Source organism: Polaromonas sp. P1_G1 (assembly GCF_056405595.1).
Genome location: NZ_JBFUBU010000214.1, coordinates 1 through 424, shown reverse-complemented (window position 1 = coordinate 424; position 424 = coordinate 1). Strand labels below are relative to the sequence as shown.

Below are 424 nucleotides of genomic sequence, written 5' to 3'. Positions count from 1 at the left end.
GGACAAGGCCGTAGTGCTGGCCGCGCGCCAACTCGGCGAGCCGTCGTTTCCCGAAGCGCCCTGGCTGCGCGACCGGCCCAAAATGATTGCCAGCCTGAAAGAGGCCAACACCCGCCCCGCTACGTTGGCGGCACGCGCCTTTAACCGCGCGGTGTACAGCAACCACCCGTATGGCTGGGAGATGACGGAAGAGAGTCTGCTGCGCATCGGCGTGGAGGACCTGCGCGCGCTGCACGCCAGCGCCGTGCGGGCCTGTGATGCGAGCGTGAGCATCGTGGGCGCGTTGACCCGTGCGCAGGCTGATGCCCTGGTGACGCGATTGCTGTCGCGCCTGCCCAAGACCACGTGTGCGCCGCAGCCTGTCGTGCCCGAAGTGCTGCCGCTGAAAGAAGCCTCTGAGCAACGCATTGCCTTTGCCTCGGCT

The 424-nt window shown here is 67.2% G+C and carries 1 pseudogene; it reads left to right on the top strand.

Going from position 1 to position 424, the window contains the following annotated elements:
- Nucleotides 1–424: pseudogene (locus tag AC1D1Y_RS26525) on the top strand (insulinase family protein); the annotation flags it as partial.